The sequence below is a fragment of the Bradyrhizobium sp. YCK136 genome, assembly GCF_044570075.1.
Taxonomy (GTDB): domain Bacteria; phylum Pseudomonadota; class Alphaproteobacteria; order Rhizobiales; family Xanthobacteraceae; genus Bradyrhizobium; species Bradyrhizobium diazoefficiens.
The window spans coordinates 3099254-3114765 of the sequence record NZ_CP172424.1 but is presented as its reverse complement, the minus strand read 5'-3'; the positions used below and the strand labels follow the sequence as shown (position 1 = coordinate 3114765).

13 protein-coding genes are annotated in these 15512 nt (G+C 66.1%); 7 read left to right on the top strand and 6 right to left on the bottom strand.

The window, feature by feature from the left end; all coding sequences use genetic code 11:
* Positions 1–3 precede the first annotated feature (3 nt).
* Positions 4–897 carry a MipA/OmpV family protein gene (locus ACFLEY_RS14630; RefSeq protein ID WP_060908221.1) on the bottom strand — a complete coding sequence of 298 codons (894 nt, stop codon included), beginning with the start codon at positions 895–897 and terminating at the stop codon, positions 4–6.
* A 340-nt stretch (positions 898–1237) separates the two neighbouring features.
* On the opposite strand from ACFLEY_RS14630, the gene ACFLEY_RS14625 reads away from it, so the two are divergent.
* From ACFLEY_RS14625 to ACFLEY_RS14610, 4 genes are all read left to right on the top strand, one after another.
* Positions 1238–1918, top strand: coding sequence for a response regulator transcription factor (locus tag ACFLEY_RS14625; protein ID WP_060908222.1), 681 nt, complete (start codon positions 1238–1240; stop codon positions 1916–1918).
* Entirely contained in the window at positions 1915–2526 is a 612-nt protein-coding gene (locus ACFLEY_RS14620; protein WP_249163072.1) for a hypothetical protein, read from the top strand. The genes ACFLEY_RS14625 and ACFLEY_RS14620 overlap by 4 nt, the downstream gene beginning before the upstream one ends.
* An 86-nt stretch (positions 2527–2612) precedes the next feature.
* On the top strand, positions 2613–3278 hold the full coding sequence (locus ACFLEY_RS14615; protein ID WP_249163073.1) for a HAMP domain-containing sensor histidine kinase: 666 nt from the start codon (positions 2613–2615) through the stop codon (positions 3276–3278).
* A gap of 190 nt (positions 3279–3468) precedes the next feature.
* Complete coding sequence (locus ACFLEY_RS14610) at positions 3469–3738, top strand: hypothetical protein (protein WP_028173252.1); 270 nt, start codon at positions 3469–3471, stop codon at positions 3736–3738.
* A 176-nt stretch (positions 3739–3914) separates the two neighbouring features.
* Here the strand turns inward: ACFLEY_RS14610 and ACFLEY_RS14605 are convergent, their stop codons facing one another.
* A complete protein-coding gene (locus tag ACFLEY_RS14605) occupies positions 3915–4271 on the bottom strand; it encodes a hypothetical protein (protein WP_028173251.1) in 357 nt (118 codons plus the stop codon).
* A gap of 401 nt (positions 4272–4672) precedes the next feature.
* On the opposite strand from ACFLEY_RS14605, the gene ACFLEY_RS14600 reads away from it, so the two are divergent.
* Positions 4673–5773, top strand: a complete 1101-nt coding sequence (locus ACFLEY_RS14600; protein WP_236842093.1) for a hypothetical protein — start codon at positions 4673–4675, stop codon at positions 5771–5773.
* 290 nt (positions 5774–6063) lie between these two features.
* Here the strand turns inward: ACFLEY_RS14600 and ACFLEY_RS14595 are convergent, their stop codons facing one another.
* Both ACFLEY_RS14595 and ACFLEY_RS14590 read right to left on the bottom strand, forming a co-directional pair.
* Positions 6064–6699: a DUF2147 domain-containing protein gene (locus tag ACFLEY_RS14595; RefSeq protein ID WP_211433844.1), complete on the bottom strand. Its 636-nt coding sequence runs from the start codon at positions 6697–6699 to the stop codon at positions 6064–6066.
* Positions 6700–6805: 106 nt separating this feature from the next.
* On the bottom strand, positions 6806–7834 hold the full coding sequence (locus tag ACFLEY_RS14590; RefSeq protein WP_011088624.1) for an NAD(P)/FAD-dependent oxidoreductase: 1029 nt from the start codon (positions 7832–7834) through the stop codon (positions 6806–6808).
* Positions 7835–8012: 178 nt separating this feature from the next.
* Here ACFLEY_RS14590 and ACFLEY_RS14585 point away from each other — a divergent pair, with 178 nt between their 5' ends.
* Complete coding sequence (locus tag ACFLEY_RS14585; protein ID WP_060908223.1) at positions 8013–8480, top strand: thioesterase family protein; 468 nt, start codon at positions 8013–8015, stop codon at positions 8478–8480.
* An 18-nt stretch (positions 8481–8498) separates the two neighbouring features.
* Here ACFLEY_RS14585 and ACFLEY_RS14580 read toward each other — a convergent pair whose 3' ends face one another.
* Together ACFLEY_RS14580 and ACFLEY_RS14575 are read right to left on the bottom strand one after the other, a co-directional pair.
* The gene (locus tag ACFLEY_RS14580) at positions 8499–8819 is read right to left on the bottom strand and encodes a 2Fe-2S iron-sulfur cluster-binding protein (protein WP_011088626.1); all 321 of its coding nucleotides are present in this window, start codon (positions 8817–8819) and stop codon (positions 8499–8501) included.
* 170 nt (positions 8820–8989) lie between these two features.
* Entirely contained in the window at positions 8990–9364 is a 375-nt protein-coding gene (locus ACFLEY_RS14575) for an Hpt domain-containing protein (protein ID WP_028173247.1), read from the bottom strand.
* Positions 9365–9763: 399 nt separating this feature from the next.
* Here ACFLEY_RS14575 and ACFLEY_RS14570 point away from each other — a divergent pair, with 399 nt between their 5' ends.
* On the top strand, positions 9764–15475 hold the full coding sequence (locus tag ACFLEY_RS14570) for a negative regulator of septation ring formation (protein ID WP_060908224.1): 5712 nt from the start codon (positions 9764–9766) through the stop codon (positions 15473–15475).
* Positions 15476–15512 lie beyond the last annotated feature (37 nt).

Sequence of the window (15512 nt, the reverse complement as noted above, 5' to 3'; positions counted from 1 at the left end):
CGACTATCGAATCCTGAAGTCGAACGAATAGGACGCACCGAGGCCGATCGTGGTCTGGTTCGACGATCCACGCAGCCTCACCAGCGGACTGTCCGCGGCGTCGCCAAGCAGCTTCTCGTATTCGACATAGGCATGGACCTCCCACTGGGGATTGATGCGATAGGAGATCTGGCTGCCGAAGCCGACCGAGTGCGCACCACCCCTGGCATCGTACGTCGGCAGTCCCGACGCCAGCGCCTGCGCCGCATCGACGCCGAAATACGGCGCGGTCGCCTTGGTGCTCTTCCAGGTGAAGCGCGGGCCGGCCGAGATCGTGAGCCTTTGAATCAGCGGCACAATGACGTCGGCGGAAACGTCGGCCACGGTGCCGGTATGGCCACCCAGGCCCTGGCGCAGTTCGCTGCGCAGACGCAACCAGTCGACCGGATAATATTCGACGAAGCCGCCGAGCTCGTATGCGGCCTTGACGTCGCCGAGACCGGTCAGCTCGGAATATTTGTCGCTCTTGCGCGACGAGACGTATTTGAACGCAGGCCCTGCGCGAAAATTGCCGACGTCGAGCAGCGCAATGCTGGCGCTGTCGCGGGGGCCGCGAAACTGGTCGAACGATCCGGCGCGGCGAATGGAAAAGATCGGGATCGGGCGGAATTTCCCGTTGTCCGATCCGACGAAGTCTGGCGTGTATTCGCCGCCGATGCCGACCATGACGGTCCAGTTGCCGGAGGGCGAGGGCAGCATCGGCAGGTCGAACGGCGGGGCCGGGAGCGTGAACGCGGTCTGCGCCGATGCAGACTGAGGGATCGCCATGATCGCGCCGAGTGCGGCAAGGAATACGCTCAGCAAGCTTTGCTGCGCGCGCGCGGCACGATCGAGAGCGGCTTCGTCAAGATGCTTCATTACTGGGCCCCGGACCGGCCCTGCTGGCCGGTCGACTGGTGTGGTCAGGAGCCCAGCATGTGATCCGGCAAAATTGCCCCAAGATTGCAACGGGCAACCGTCCCTGCGACATTCCGCGCGCCAGATGCGCCGCCGGATCAACATTGCCCGAACGTTGCCCGGGCCACGTTCACGCTCCTAACTTTGACCGCGCGCGAGGTGAGCGCTCTCGTCCCTGCCTTTTATTCGCCAAGCTCGCTGCCTTAAAGGGAACCTCGCGCACGAACCGAACTGCCGGAATTCGGCCAGCGAGCGTCAAGGTCGGGGTTTTGTTGCCCCAGCAGAGTCAAGGACGACCCGCGTGCGCTCCCTCGTGATCGAAGACGAACCGCAGATCGGCGCCTATGTCAGCCGCCTGCTCGGGCAATTGCACGGCGTCGTCGACCTTGTCGGCTCGATTGCCGATGCCCGGCAGGCGCTGGACAACTTCAAATACGATCTCGCCATCGTCGACCGGATGCTGCCGGACGGCGATGCGCTCGAGGTGGTCACGGCGCTGAGCCGGTCGCCGGAACGCCCCGCCATCATCATGCTGACGTCCAAGGACGCCAAGGAGGATGTCGTCGACGGCCTCAACGGCGGCGCCGACGACTATCTCGGCAAGCCGTTCGAGCCGCAGGAGCTGATTGCGCGGGTGCGCGCCGTCTTGCGCCGGCCTCGCCTGCTCGCACCCGCGGTGCTGTCGCTCGGCAATGTCGAGCTGCATCTCGGCAGCAACGAGGCGGTGGTCGCCGACACCAAAATCCTGCTGCGGCGACGCGAGGCGCTGATCCTCGGAGCGCTCCTCATGCGCCGCGACCGCGTCATCACCCGCGCCGCCCTGATCGAGGAGATCTACGGCTTCGACGACGAGATCGAATCCAACACGCTCGAAGCGCAGGTCTCGCGCCTCAGGAAGAAGCTGGCCGCGCTCGGCGGCGAGGTCGAGATCCGCAGCATGCGCGGCATCGGCTACATCCTGCGGCTGGCAACGCCGCGATGACGTCGATCGCCCGGACCTTTGCGCTGTCGCTCGGCATCGCCGCGACGACGATTTTCCTGATCATGCTCGGCCTCTTCATCTGGCGCTATCCGATGGAGGAACGCGAGTTCAGGGCTTGCCGGGTCGTGGCCGCCGTTCTCGATCGCGCCACCATGGTCGAAGGGCAAAACCTGACGGTGCGCCCGACGCCCGCCCTCGAAGAGCTAAAGGTGGACAGCCCGAACCTCTGGTACGTCGTGTCCGCAGGCGACATGGTCAGCGAGTACGGCAGCGAACGCCGGCCGGCCCTCCCCTTCGCGTTTCCCTATCACGGGCCTGTCGGCTCATCGGTCTTCAGCACGCTCGACCAGAAGAGCACCTTCTGCCTCGCCGTCGTGCAAAGGGGTTCGCTGCAGCTCGCGATGATGGTCGGCGAGCCTCACGTCCGTTTCGCCCGGCTTGCAAGAAACTTTCTCATCCGCAGTGTCTTTTCGATCACGCTGCTGGCGCTGGCCTTTGCCGCGACCGTTGCCGTCGGCGCGACGCTGGCCGCGCGTTTCGTCTCACGCGGTATCGAACGGGTGCGCTTCGCGCGCTCGCAATCGACCCTGCAGCACCGCAAGGTCTGATCTCCCTGTGCGAGGTCCCTCGCGAGCTGAAGCCGCTGGTCGAGGCGCTGAACCGCGCCTTTGGCGAGATCGACGCCTATATCAGGATGCAGCGCCGCTTTCTCGGCAATGCCGCCCATCAGCTCCGCACGCCTTTGACGCTGCTGCGCGCGAAGATCGACGACGTGCCCGATCCAGCCCTGAAGGTCGAGCTGGTGCGCGACGTCCGCCGCCTCACCTCGCTGGTGTCCGCCATGCTCGACCTCGCGCGCCTGCAAAATCACGCGATCGAGAAGCGGCCGATCGACCTTGCCGAGATCACGCTGGACGTGCTGGCCGATTTCGGCCCCTCGGCGCTGGACGCCGGCATAGAGCTTGCGCTGGAGCGGGCCGACCAGGGACCGTTGCTGGTGCAGGGCGTGGACGCCGCCATCCGCAGCGCGCTCGCCAATCTCGTCGGCAACGCGCTCATCCACGCCCGCGGCGCGCGACGCATCACCGCCACGCTCGATCGCGGCAGCATCTCGATCCACGATGACGGCGCGGGCCTGCCCGACGATGCGGAGCACAAGTTGCTGGAGCCGTTTCAGACCGGCAACAGCGCGGGCGACGGCGCCGGCCTCGGCCTGTCGATCGTCCGCGAGATCATGGCCGCCCACGGCGGCGAGCTGGTCATCTCCTCCGAGCCCGGCCGCGGCACGACGATGCGCCTGTGCTTTCCCGAGGCCGCAGCGACGACCAGGTCCCGGCAGCTCGATCTGCAAACGCGCTAGCGATCGCCTCGGCCCTTCCGTGAAACCGTCCGGAAACATTGGCGCGGAAAACTTCTTCCGCGTTTCGCGCCTGTCGCATCACGCAATCAAATAGAGCGCCGGCGGCGATCGAATGCTCGCACACCAGCGAACCTGTTGCGACATCGATGCGACCAAACCTCCGATTGCCATCTTTCACGGAGATTTTCCAATGCGTGTTCTCTCGATGATTGCCATTGCCGGCGCGATGATTGCGAGCTCGGCCGGGGCGTTCGCCGGCGAGCTTCCTTCTTACGAAATGAAGTCGTTTCCGATCTCGGCAACGCAGGTGCAGGTGCTCGGCGGCGCCGGCGTCGAGGAGCAGTCGGCTTCGCCCGTGATGACCGTCGCCGGCATGCCCGCCTCGCCCGCGCAAGTCTCGGTGCTGTCGCCGCGGGTCAAGCGGCTCGCGAGCGCCGGTTCGGCGAGCGAGGCGCGCTAAGCGTCCGTCACCGGACAACGATCGCATCGTTGAGCTGAAGTTTCCACAACGTCATGGCCGGGCACGTCCCGGCCATCCACGTCTTGCCGAGGCCACTCAGAACGTGGATGCCCGGGACGAGCCCCGGGCATGACGAACCTCTTCCGCGCCGTCAGGAGTTCGGCGCTCGCACGTTTCTACGTCATGCTGCCCGGCATGAAGCAGCGCACGCGCGGATGGCCGTCGATATAGTGCTTCCACACCATGGTGCGGCCGATCTTGTTCGGCTCGGTGATCACGGCACCGTCGGGCACGACCACCCATTCGTCGTCGAGATGCACACGGTAACGCCCCTTGTCGGATTCCCAATCGACATCGGCGACCACGTAGCCGTCGGCATCCGAGCAGCATTGTCCGTATTCGCTGCGCAGGCTCTCGAACCAGGGCTTGAGCGGCGAGTTGGCGTAGCGGCCGTCGTCGCGCGCCAGCGCCGAGGTCGCAAGCAGCGCCATCAGCCCCAGCGGCGCCGCCGCACATAGTCTGGCAAGTCGCATGTCGTCTTCCCGCAGATCGCAATCAGCGCCGCGAGGGACAGGCGCCGCCGTCGGCCCTCCGCACGGTGGCGGCAGGCGTGGAGACGGCGACTCGCTCCCCAGCGGCTTTGCGACAGCTATGCAAATCCGGCGCCAGCGCGCATTCCGGAGAACTACTGCTCGCACGGTGTTGCCCATGTCGGCACGCACGTCCTGCATGCTCCGGGTGCCGGCGATTTGTCGCGCATTTTCGAGGCTTTCCTTGTCGCACCTCAACGTGTACGAACGTGGCCGCGAGACCTATCGCATTTGTTTAACCGGCTGTTTCGATTAGAGAAATCAGGTGACGGCGTGACTGGCATTGGACCGGCAGCGCTATGAGTTCGAGAGAGTTGCTCCCTGGCCAGCAGGACGCGACCGATTTGCCCGCAAACGAGGTGCAGTTTGCGCTGGTGATTTCGCGCATGCTGGAGACGGTGAAGGATGATCCGGAGTTCAGGCGGCAGCTCGTCTACGATCTTGCCCGCTACAAGCTCCAGGAGCAGTTCACCTACGCCGACGCCAAGAACATCGACCAGATGAAGCGGGCGCTCGAGGTCGCAATCGAGGAGGTCGAGAAGTTCTCGCGTGAAGAGGCGCCGCTGGAGCGGTTGCCGCAACATCAACTCACATCGGCGAAGGCGGGCGAGACAGGCGGCCCACTTCTGTCCGCCGACGCTCCGGTCCTGCGATCGGCGATCGAGACATCCAGGCGGCCTGCGATCTCGGGTCCGCTCTGGCCGGTGATGAAGCGTACGGGGGCCATCCTGCTTGCCGCCGGCGCCATCGTTCTTCTCATCTCGCAGCGAGACCATATCGCCGCGCTGCGCCGGCTGGTTTCGTCCCAGGCCCAGGAGATCGCGCTGGTCCCGCCCAGACCGGAGACGACGATCACGGTCAGCAAGCCGGAAATGGTGACCGCCGTCGCACCGCCGTTGAAACCGACGCGCGTGCTTCCAACCGACTACGGCGTCTACGCCTTGATCGACGACAAATCGCTGGCGGAGTTGAATGCGACCGGCGTCATGGCGCCGGACATGCGCGTCGCGATTTCACCGGAGTTCAAGAAGCCCGATCGGCCGCATCTGCCGAACGGCCGCGTCAAATTCATCGTGTTCCGCCGCGACGCCGCACACGCGATTCCCGAACGCGTCGAGGTTCGGGTCGTGGCGAAGATCGCCAGGGAGTTTTCGACCGACGCCGCAGGCAAGACGCTGAATGGCGGAGACGACGTCGGCGTCATCCGCAACTTCGCCTATCCGTTCCGGGTGTCACCGATTCCAGGGACACCCGAGATGCACGAGCTTCACACCGGCGATTCAGAGCTCGAACTTGCGCCCGGACATTACGTCCTGAGCCTGGGCACGCAGGCCTATTATTTCCAGGTCGACGGCGAGATCACCGATCCCCGGCAATGCCTCGAACGCGTCGTTGCCGGCAACGGCACCTTCTATGCGCCGTGCAAGAAGGCGCGGACGTATTGACAATTCCGTAGCCCGGGTGAGCGCAGCGATATCAGGGACAAGTGGTCCCGCATATCGCTTCGCTCATGCGGGCGACAAGAGAATGCGGAAGCAACCTTACTGGATTGCTTCGCTACGCTCGCAATGACGAGATGAGGCGCGCACGTGCCACGCACTCAGCTGTCATCGCCCGCGAAGGCGGGCGATCCAGTACTCCGTGACGGACGTGATTGAATCGAGAGGCTGCGGCGTACTGGATTCCCCGCCTGCGCGGGGAATGACAGCGGCATGTGAAACAACGACTGTAGAGCCTACTGCTTCGGCGCCGGCGCCATCATTGCGCCGCCCTTCTTCGCCGCGGGCGCGGGTGCGGGCTTGGTCGCTGCGGCCTGTGCGGGCAGATATTTGGCGACGATGGCGGGATCGACCTGCGCGATGTTGGCGTCCGGCAGGCGCGTCCAGGTCTCGTCCTTGCCGAACAGGGAGATGCCGAGGAAGCCGCGCATGGTCAGGGTCTGGCCATCGGGGCTCACCGTCATCTTGGCCTTCCAGATATTGCCGTCGCGCGGATTGACCACGTTACCGCCATCATACTTCAACCCGTCGCGCTTCATGTCGCGGATGAAGGACAGGCCTAGCACCGGCGCGTTCTTGCGATCGTCCGTGCACTTCGCACAGACCTCGTTCGGATCGTCGCCGGGCCGCGGGAACGTCTTGGCGATCACGCCTTCGAACACACCGTTGTGGTCGACGAAGAGGAACCATCCCACCGTCTTGCCGTCTTCGACCTTCTGCCAGAGCCCTGCGGCGGTTGGCTGGGCCGACGTCGCAACCGGGGCTTGCGCCGCAGCCGGGCTCACCGCGCCGAGCGACAGCGCGAGCGTGAGGAGCGACAGCGCGAGCGTGAGGAGCGAGAGCAGCCGAAAGCTGGGAAACGGATTCCGCATTATGATCACCTTGCTATTCCACGACTGGAATGGCCGCAGACTACGGCGATTTCGCGAACGGTTCCAGCACCAGAAACATGGGGCATCCTTCCCGCCCCGCTCGCGGTCAGCTGACCCCGAGCTTCTTTTGCAGGCTGGAGGACGAGGTCGTGTACTGGAACACGAGCCGCTTCTCCGGATAGACGTAGCGATGGGCTTTTTGCGACATCAGCGCGCCCTCGTGGAAGCCGCACAGGATCAGCTTGATCTTGCCGGGATAGGTGTTGATGTCGCCGATGGCGAAGATGCCTGATATGTTGGTCTCGAACGCGGATGTCTCGACCGGCACCAGATTGTTCTCCAGCGCAATGCCCCAGTTCGCGACCGGACCGAGCTTCATGGTCAGCCCGAAGAACGGCAGCATGGCGTCGCAGGCGATCTCGGTGACGTTGTTGTCGTTGCCCTTGATCGTCGCGCCGGTCAGCTTGCCGTCAGTGCCGGCGAGCGAAGTGACCTGGCCGAGCCGGAGATCCATCTTGCCGGCTGCGACCAGCGCGCGCATCTGCTCGACGCTGTGAGGGGCTGCGCGAAATTCGTCGCGACGATGCAGAAGCGTGATGCGCTTGGCCACCGGATGCAGATTGAGCGTCCAGTCGAGCGCGGAATCGCCGCCGCCGACGATCAGCACGTTCTTGTCGCGGAACGTCTCCATCTTGCGCACGGCGTAATGCACCGAGGTGCCTTCATAGGCTTCGATGCCCGGCACCGGCGGACGCTTGGGCTGGAACGAGCCGCCGCCGGCCGCGATCACCAGCACCTTGCATTCGAACACCTTGCCGGCATCGGTGGTGCAGCGAAATGCGGGATCGCCGATCTTCTCCACCGTCTCGACCATCTCGCCGAGATGGAAGGTCGGATGGAACGGCTTGATCTGCTCCATCAGCGCGTCGGTGAGCCCCTGCCCCGAAACATGCGGAATGCCGGGAATGTCGTAGATCGGCTTTTCCGGATAGAGCTCGGCGCACTGGCCGCCGACCTTGTCGAGGATGTCGACGAAATGGGCCTTCATATCGAGAAGGCCGAGCTCGAAGGCGGCGAACAGACCGCAGGGGCCGGCGCCAATAATCAGCACATCGGTTTTGATCACGTCGCTCATGTCGTCTCTTTATCGTTATCGGTTGGACGGCGCCCTTTGGGCCGAGGTGACCCTGCCTGTCTAGCCAACGGGGATGGATCAGGGAAGGCATAAAAGCGGGAGCGCCCCGCAACCGCGCCCACTTGCCGGGTCAAAATAACTGGGCTGTAACGAGGCTGGATATGACGGAGATCAATCGGTGAACGCACCAAGCCGCCTCGATACGACGCCGCGCCTGGAGGACTACCCCTACCGCCTCAGCGACAACGTCCGCTTCGGCGATCTCGATCCCAACCAGCACGTCAACAACGCGGTCTATGCCACCTATTTCGAGACCGGCCGTGTCACCCTGATGAAGAGCCCGGACTACGGGCTGACGCCGCCGGGCCTCGCCTGGATCATGGTGCGGCTCGACATCCATTTCCGCGCCGAGCTGCACTGGCCGAACACGATCGAGCTCGGCCTCGGCGTGGTGAAACTGGGACGGACGTCAGTGACCTTCGAACAGGTCGTGTTCTCGCAGGGAAAATGCATCGCCTCGGCGACGTCGGTCGGCGTCATGCTCGACGAGGCGACGCGGCGGCCGGCGCCGCTGGCCGCGGAGATCGTCGAGAAGCTCAGACCCTGGCACAAGCGCGGCATCGAGGTCGCGCCGCCTGGCACCTGACGCAGGGGGACGGTCGGATCAGGCCTGGCGTTCCGGCGTCGACACGACCAGCCCGTCGAGCTCGTCGGAGACCTTGATCTGGCAGGACAGGCGCGAGTTCGGGCGCACGTCGAAGCCGAAGTCGAGCATGTCCTCTTCCATCGGCGTCGGGCTGCCGACCTTCTCGCGCCAGGCTTCGTCGACATAGACATGGCAGGTCGCGCAGGCACATGCGCCGCCGCATTCGGCCTCGATGCCGGGAATGCTGTTGCGGATGGCGGCTTCCATCACGGTTGCGCCGTTCTCGATTTCCACCGTACGGGTTTCGCCCTTGTGGTCGACAAAGTGAATCTTGGCCATGTGTGCTCGTGCTGCCGCGATGTTGGGAATGAAGGAGGGTCCGGGCTGTCCTATAACGGGTCGGTTAGCCCGGCGCCATAGCGTTTTGATGCGAGCTGGATCCCGGTTTGCGGGCAGAAAACGCGTCAAAACAAAAGACTAGAGACACCGCCGTTTGCGGGGGTGCCGGCCTAGTGCTTCAGGATCGCCTCGATGGCGGCGCGGGCCTCGGCCACGGCCTCCTTCAGCGCGGCGAAGGCGTGGTGCCGGTCGTGGCCGGTCCGGATCGCGGTCTCCAGGTGAGCGGCGGCATCCGCTACCGCAAAGGCGCCGATTCCGCGGGCCGAGCCCTTGAGCTTGTGCGCGAGCGCGCCGGCCTCGGCCGGCAAATTGGTCATCGCGGCGAGCAGGCGAACCGCCTGCTCGGCGAACATTGCGAGCACTTCCTGCTCCAGCTCGGCGTCGCCGAGCGTCATGCGGGAGAGGTGGTCGAGATCGAGCGGGCTGTCGACGGGCGCAAGCGGGGGCGAGGGCATCCATTCCATCCGTTGCAGTTCAGGCGTCATGGCGCAGGACCCCGGCATCGCGCGACGGTTCCGCCGGTTCGGCGGTGCGGTTCCTCCCAGCCAAGCATGGAAGTGGTTAACGAAATGTTTGGGCCGCCTTACGTAAATCCGCCCGTTTATTGACGAAAAGTTGCCGCAATCGGCCGAGTCCGGTGGAGAATTGCATTTATTGCTAAGGCGTTACGGCCCGATCCTGTTAACGATGATTAAGATTGTCTTAATCGCGGGCATTTCATTCGCGACGCTCTGCCAATAGGATGTTGGAGAAATTGGCGGACAAGCCGTCCGGGTGGGGACGGCTGAAAGATCCGCGCAAGCGGCATGATCCGGTCTGTGGGCTTGCGTAGCGCGCGGGGCTCGCGGGGGGACGCGTACAAGTAACGAGGGCTCGGACTGAACATGGCGAACACTCCGAAAAAGGTCAAAGACCCGACAGAAGTTGCGCTTTCTGCGATCCAGGAAGCTCTGAACATCAGCGACACCGCTGCGGACACCAGCCGCAACGCCTCGATGCGCAACGAAACGGCGTCTTCGGTGGCGCCCCCGGAGCCCCCGATCTTTGACGAGCCGAGCTTCGAGCCGCGCCCTGCCGCGAACGAGCGGGCCACCGTGTTCGATACGATCGAGGAGCCGCGCTCGACGCGCCGCGCCGCCAATGACGACCGCGAGACCATCGGCCAGCTGCTCCAGGCGCTCCAGAAGGGCCGCCCTGCCCGCAGCGTCTATACCTTCGCCACCATCTTCGCCGGCGTCTGGCTCGCGGCCTGCGCCGCGCTGACCGTCGGCTTCCTGCCCTCGATCCAGGCCGCCATGGGCCAGAGCGGCGGCGTGCTCGTCATCGCCGGCCTGATCGCGATGTTCTTCGCGCCGATCATGCTGTTCTATTTCCTCGCGAGCCTGGTCTGGCGCGGCCAGGAAATGCGCATGATCGCGCAGGCGATGGCGCAGGTTGCGATCCGCTTCTCCGAGCCGGAAGGCTCGGCCTCCGATTCCATGGTCACCGTCGGCCAAGCCATCCGCCGCGAGGTCGCGGCGATGGGCGACGGCATCGAGCGCGCGATCGCGCGCGCCGGCGAGCTCGAGACGCTGGTCGCCAACGAGGTCGCAGCGCTGGAGCGCGCCTACTCCGACAACGAGGTGCGTATCCGCGCCCTGCTCCAGGACATCGCGCATCAGCGCGACAACCTGGTCGGCCAGGCCGAGCAGGTCCGCAGCGCCATCTCCGGCGTGCAGATCGACCTGCGCCACGACATCGCACTGATCTCGGATGCGATCGCCTCGCGCGTCGACGAGGTCGCCAAGAGCATCACCGGCGCTCTCGAAGAGCGCGGCGCCCACATCACCGGCGCCCTGAGCAATGCCGGCGACAACATGATCCTCGCGCTCGGCGAGCGCGGCGGCGACCTGCTCGACCGCCTCGAGGAAGCCAGCAACGAGACCACGCGCGCCGTGCTCGACGCCAGCGAGCGGCTGACCACCAGCCTCAACTTCAAGACCGGCCACGTCCACGACGAGTTCGTCGACCTCGCCGACCGCGTCCACGAGATGCTGAACGAGCGCATCGACCGCATCACCGGCGAGTTCGAGCAGCGCTCCGCCGCGATCGTCGACGGCATCTCCGAGCGCACCGAGCAGGTGCACGACAGCCTGAAGAATTCGTCGGACTCCCTGCTGCTCGAGCTCGAGCTGCGCTCCAACGACCTCTCCGCCAAGATCGACGATGCCGGCAACCGGCTCGCCAACCAGATCATGACCTCCGGCGACAAGGCGAGCGACGCGCTCGACGCCACCGTCAACACCCTGGTCGCCAAGGTCGTCAGCCAGACCGAGACCGCGCACGACTCGCTGTCGCTCCAGATGAGCGCGTTCGACGAACTGGTGAAGAACCAGGGCACCGAGCTGGTCGAGAAGTTCGCCCGCGATTCCGGCACGCTGGGCGCGCTGATCACCCGTCACATCTCCGAGTTCGACCGCACCGTGAAGACGCTCGGCGGCGAGGTCGTGGAGCGCATGGGCCAGCGCACGCAGGACATTGCCAAGACGCTGAAGACCTATGTCGACAATTTCGACACCCGCTTCACCTCGCACGGCGGCCGGATCACGGCCGTGCTAGACCAGCGCCTGATGCAGTTCGAGACCACGGTCGGCGAACGCGTCGCCAACCTCGATGACTCGCTGAACGGCAAGATCACCAGCCTCGACAGCACGATCGACGGCCACATCAAGACCTTCGACCAGCAGCTCGGCGGCCGCGTCACCGCGCTCGAACAGTCGTTCGACACCCGCGCGAGGTCCGTCACCGAGACCATCGACGGGCGACTCAACACGCTCGCCGCGTCACTGACCGACGGTGCCGCGCAGGCGATCCAGTCGATCGACTCCCGCCTCACCCATCTGACGACGTCGCTGACCGGAGGCGCCTCGCAGGCGCTCGAGTCCATCGACTCCCGCCTGACCAGCCTCACGACCACGCTGACCGACGGCGCATCCCAGACGATCCAGACGATCGATACGCGCCTGACGCACCTCACGACCACGCTCACCGGCGGCGCCTCGCAGGCGCTCGAATCCATCGACTCCCGCCTCACCTACCTGACCAGCGCGGTGACGAACGGCGCATCGCAGGCCGTGCAGTCGATCGACTCGCGCCTCAGCCTCCTGACCTCGACCCTCACGGACGGCACCGCGCAGGCGATCGAGGCGGTCGACCGCCGCATCACCGGCGTCACCGAGATCATCGACGGTCGCAGCATGCACCTGACCGACACGGTCACGGCGCGCTTCCAGGACATCCACCAGGCCATCGAGACCAAGGTCGGCTCGGTCGCCAGCGACATCGACGTGCGCGTGGCGCAGTTCGAGGACCTGCTCGGCTCGCGCGTCGAGGCAGTCGCCGGCCGCATCGAGAGCAGCGGCCGCCAGGCCAGCGAGGACATGATGTCCCGCGCCGAGATGATCTCGACCGCGATCCGCTCGCATGTCGAGGACGCCGAGCGTTCGCTCACCAACCTCGTCGTCAACACCAGCGAGACCATCCAGACCGGGGCGCGCACGGCGCAGCAGTCGCTGATGACGGTCTCCTCCGACGTCAACGCCCAGCTCAAGATGACCTCCTCCGAGGTCGAGCGCGCGCTGACCGCGGTCGGCACCGGTGCCGCGAACTCGATCCTGACCAGCGCCCGCGAAGCGCAGTCGACGCTGGTTGCCGCCTCGGGCGATGCCTCCAACCAGATCAAGGGGCTCGCGGCCGACGTCGAACGCACGCTGTCGGCGGCCGGTTCTGCGACCGCAGCCTCGATCCTGGCCGGCGCCCGCGAGGTGCAGACCACGCTCGTCACCGCCTCCTCGGATGCCGCCACCCACGTCAAGACGCTCACCGCCGACGTGCAGCGCTCGCTGTCGCTGGCCGGCGCCACCACGGCGGAATCCATCACCGCCGGCGCCCGCGATGCGCAGAGCGCGCTGATCGCGGCCTCCAGCGAGACCGCCAACCAGATCAAGGCGCTGTCGTCGGACGTGCAGCGTTCGCTCTCGATGGCCGGCACCGCGACGGCCGAGACCATCACGACCGGCGCCCGCGAGGCGCAGAACACCCTGGTCACGGCGTCCTCGGATGCGGCGAGCCAGGTCAAGTCGCTCGCGGCCGAAGTGCACCGTTCGCTCTCGCAGGTCGGCCAGTCGACCGCCGAGACGATCACGACCAGCGCCCGCGACGCCCAGAGCACCCTGCTCGCGGTCTCGGCCGAACAGACCAGCCAGGTCCGTTCGCTCGCGGCCGAGATGCAGCGCGCGCTGGCGACCGCCGGCGGCGCCACCATCGAGGCGCTCACCAGCGGCGTGCGCGAGGCCCAGGGCACGCTGATCTCCGCTTCGACGGACGCGGCAGGCCAGATCAAGTCGCTGACCACGGACATCGAGCGCACGCTGACCGCGGTCGGCGCCGACACCGCCTCGACCATCCTCAACAGCGCGCGTGAGGCCCAGACCTCGCTGACCTCGACCTCGGCGGATGCCGCGAGCCAGATCCGCACGATCTCGACCGAGATCGAGCGCGCGCTGAGCGCGGCCACCGCGAACGCGACCAACGACATCCAGACCAGCGCGCTCAACGCCCAGAACGCGCTGATCTCCGCCTCCAACGAGGCGAGCTCGCGGGTCAAATCGAGCTCGGCCGACGTCGAGCGCTCCGTGCTCGCCGCCAGCAGCAGCTTCGGCCAGGCCATGACCGGCAAGACCGACGAGATCGTCACCTACGTGCAGCAGCAGGCCGACCGTCTGTCGAACATGATCGACGCCAAGCGCGGCGCCCTGGTCGATGCGATCGGCTCCAAGACCAGCCAGCTCACGCTCGACATCGACCGCGTCACCTCGGACGCGCTGAAGTCGATCGAGACGCGCGGCCATGCGTTCTCGCAGACGATGATGGGCAACGGCTCCGAAGTCGCCCGCACCATCAACGCGGCGAGCGAGATGGCCACCGGCGCGGTCGGCAAGTCGCTCAAGGACCTCGAGCAGGCTTCGCGCGCGGCGATCGACCAGTCGCGCCAGGTCTCGATCGCGGCCGTCACCGAGATGCAGGAGACCAGCAAGATCCTGCGCACCGACACGGTCGCCCTGTTCGAGCGTCTGCGCGAAGGCAACATCCTCCTCCAGGAGGTGCTGACCGGTGCGCACGACAACCTGAACTCGCTCGAGCGGGCGCTGGTGACGCGCGTCGCCGACTTCGTCTCGGCGATGAACGACGTCACCTCGCGCAACGGCGCTGCGACGCAGAACCTGGAAGACCAGCTCAACGTCTTCAACACGAAGACCACGCGAGCGCTCCAGGATCTCGGCGAGCTGTCCACCCAGTTCGACGCGCACGGCAAGGCACTCGTCGAGGCCGCCCAGGTCGTCGAGCTGAGCAACAAGAACACCACCGCTTCGCTCGCCGAACGCAAGCAGGCGCTGGAATCGCTCGTCACCACGATCGACCTGCGCACGGCCGATCTCGACCAGCGCCTGTCGCGCTTCACCGGCCTGCTCGATGAATCGCTGGCCGCGGCCGAAGAGCGCGCCCGCGACATCGCCCGCGTCGTCGCGGAGACCGCCGGCGCAGGTTCCGCCGCAATCACCCGCCAGTTCGAGGCGGTGCGCGCGGCCTCCGAGGAAGAGCACCGGCAGACCCTCGACGCCATGCACGACATCTACCGCCAGACCACGGACGAGGCGGATGCGATGTTCAAGCAGTCGACGGAGAAGTTCTCCAACCTCGTCTCCAGCATGAAGCAGATGGCCTTCGAGATGCACAACGAGCTCGAAGCCACCCGCAACGAGCTGCGCCGCGGCGTGCTCGAGATGCCGCAGGAGGCCGCCGAGAGCACTGCGCAGATGCGCAAGGTGATCGTCGACCAGATCGAGGCCCTCGCCGAGCTCAACCGCATCGTGGCCCAGCATGGCCGTGGCCTCGACGTCTCGACGGCGGGCCGCGCCAGCGTGCAGCGCCAGGAAGAGCCGTTGCTGGCGGCCGTCGGCGCTCGCAGCACCGAGACCCGCCTGCGCGACACCGGCAGCGCCTCGACGCTGCCGCCGCCGGACCTCGGCATGCCGGCCACTTCGCGCCGCACCGAAGCTCCGCCGGTTGCGCCGGCTGGCAACGACCAGGGCCGCGACGGCTGGCTGTCGGACCTCTTGAACCGCACGGACGCCAACCAGGGCGCTCCGAACGGCCGCGAGGCCCCGCGCGGCCGCCAGCCTGCACCGGCTCCGCAGCCGCAGGCTCCGCAAGGTAGCAGCAATCCGCTGGAATCGCTGTCGCTCGACATCGGCCGGCTGATGGACCGCAACCTCGCCGCCGAGATGTGGGACCGCTACCAGCGCGGCGAGAACAAGGCCTTCACCAAGCGCCTCTACACGCCCGCCGGCCAGAAGGCCTTCGACGAGGTCGCCCGCAAGTATCGCGCCGATCGCAACTTCAAGGGTACGGTCGACCGCTATGTCGCGGAGTTCGAACGCCTGCTCGACGAAGTCGCCCGCGACGGCCGCGGCCCGCAGGAGCTGCGCAGCCACCTGACCTCGGAGACCGGCCTGGTGTACACGCTGCTCGCGCACGCGGCGGGACGGCTGGGGTAACACTCAAGCCAATCGCGAATAAAAAACGGAGGCCTCG

What these genes read in the sequence shown, in the direction of transcription:
- ACFLEY_RS14570 (WP_060908224.1), top strand. Translation starts at nt 9,764, where the DNA reads ATGGCGAACACTCCGAAAAAGGTCAAAGACCCGACAGAAGTTGCGCTT.
- ACFLEY_RS14575 (WP_028173247.1), bottom strand. Translation starts at nt 9,364, where the DNA reads ATGACGCCTGAACTGCAACGGATGGAATGGATGCCCTCGCCCCCGCTT.
- ACFLEY_RS14595 (WP_211433844.1), bottom strand. Translation starts at nt 6,699, where the DNA reads ATGCGGAATCCGTTTCCCAGCTTTCGGCTGCTCTCGCTCCTCACGCTC.
- ACFLEY_RS14580 (WP_011088626.1), bottom strand. Translation starts at nt 8,819, where the DNA reads ATGGCCAAGATTCACTTTGTCGACCACAAGGGCGAAACCCGTACGGTG.
- ACFLEY_RS14630 (WP_060908221.1), bottom strand. Translation starts at nt 897, where the DNA reads ATGAAGCATCTTGACGAAGCCGCTCTCGATCGTGCCGCGCGCGCGCAG.
- ACFLEY_RS14615 (WP_249163073.1), top strand. Translation starts at nt 2,613, where the DNA reads ATGCAGCGCCGCTTTCTCGGCAATGCCGCCCATCAGCTCCGCACGCCT.
- ACFLEY_RS14610 (WP_028173252.1), top strand. Translation starts at nt 3,469, where the DNA reads ATGCGTGTTCTCTCGATGATTGCCATTGCCGGCGCGATGATTGCGAGC.
- ACFLEY_RS14605 (WP_028173251.1), bottom strand. Translation starts at nt 4,271, where the DNA reads ATGCGACTTGCCAGACTATGTGCGGCGGCGCCGCTGGGGCTGATGGCG.
- ACFLEY_RS14590 (WP_011088624.1), bottom strand. Translation starts at nt 7,834, where the DNA reads ATGAGCGACGTGATCAAAACCGATGTGCTGATTATTGGCGCCGGCCCC.
- ACFLEY_RS14620 (WP_249163072.1), top strand. Translation starts at nt 1,915, where the DNA reads ATGACGTCGATCGCCCGGACCTTTGCGCTGTCGCTCGGCATCGCCGCG.